This window comes from Bradyrhizobium sp. Leo114 (assembly GCF_055229415.2).
In genome coordinates this window covers 1-1,443 of the sequence record NZ_JBUYEN020000157.1, presented here as the reverse complement: position 1 = coordinate 1,443, position 1,443 = coordinate 1, and the positions used below count along the sequence as shown (strand labels likewise).

At 59.8% G+C, this 1,443-nt stretch carries 1 protein-coding gene; it reads right to left on the bottom strand.

Annotated features, from left to right (window positions below):
• Nucleotides 1-158: 158 nt before the first annotated feature.
• Nucleotides 159-1,394, bottom strand: a complete 1,236-nt coding sequence (locus ACZIRK_RS45130) for an IS701 family transposase (RefSeq protein ID WP_130231940.1) — start codon at nucleotides 1,392-1,394, stop codon at nucleotides 159-161.
• Between the last annotated feature and the right edge of the window lie 49 nt (nucleotides 1,395-1,443).

The window sequence follows — 1,443 nt, the reverse complement described above, 5'->3', positions numbered from 1 at the left end:
CTAGCATTACAGTTGTCTTTTTGTTTTGAAGTGCGCGCGCTGGGCGGCGGCCTGGTGAGCTCTACGCCAAAGTGACCATGCGATGATGTGTGCGGGTTGGATTCGCTTTCGAGCGAGTCTGATGGCGATGCGTCGGACTTCCTGGATTGACCAACGGATCAATGACGCCGTGGCGACGCATTGGTTTTTGCCGGAGTTCGGCGTTTCGTTTTTTTGGGCGGCAGCGGATTGGCGCGATGACGGATTGCCGCCATCATGGCGAAGGCGAGCATCACCAGGGAGACGTGGCGATGCCAGCCATGCCAGGATCTGCTTTCGTTGTGATCGAGCCCGAACTCGTTTTTCGCGGTTTCAAAGCTGTCCTCGATCGCCCATCGATGGCCTTCGACCGCGACCAGCGTTTCAATTGATGTTCCCGCTGGGCACCAGGTGGTGAAGAAGGCGAGGTCACCATCGGCGATGCGGCGACGGATCAGTAGGCCGCGTGTCCACAAACCATCATTTGCACTGTTGAATGGCTCGGCCTCGAGGTCGGCCAGTTCGAGATAACACCAATCGTGCAGCCGCGGTCCTTTGGTTCCGGCTCCCGCCGACAGGCGCTTCCAGTCGGATGAGCGCCGCGTCCGGGCGATGTCTGCGGCCGTACCGGAGACCGGCGGTCGCTTGCCCCAGGATCGAAACACATGAGCGCTGCTGACCCCGAGCACGTAGCCTTTGCCGGCCCGGCGCAGTTGCTGTTCGATATCGCCAACACCATAGACGGTGTCACCAGCAACCCACTTGAATGGCACAGACGCGGCTATTGCGCCTGCGATCATTCTCGTCGCGAGCTTCGGTTTGGTCGCAAAGCCGACGTCGGCAGGCACATATGCGGCTTCCAGGCGATCCGGATCGTCGGTCCATTCCTTCGGAAGATACAGCGTACGGTCGATGAACGCATGACCGTGGCGCGAAACGTAGGCAACGAAGACCCCGATCTGGCAGTTCGTGACCTTGCCTGCGGAACCAGTGTATTGCCGCGCCACGCCGCACGACGCTTTGCCCTGCTTGAGAAAACCGGTCTCGTCGATCACGAGCACCGCATCGTCATCCGCCAAATGCTCGACGACATAGTCACGCACGATATCGCGCAGGGCATCCGCATCCCAATCCATGCGGCCCAGGATCGCCTGCTGACGCCATGGGCCGGGATCGCCAGCCGCCTCGGCGCGCATCCAACCGGTCTTGCGTTGCTCATCTCCGAGAAGGCCTTCCAGGAACAGGCCCGCATTCCTCGCAACACGTTCTTGCCTGAACAACGGACGTATCCGCTTCTTGATCTCCCGAAGCGACGCCGCCCACAACGCAAGCGTCTCCTCAATCGACGCTGCCTGCGTCCACGATCTTCGAATCATGGTTGCCCATGGATTCAGAAACCCACTAAAAAAACAACTGTAATGCTAG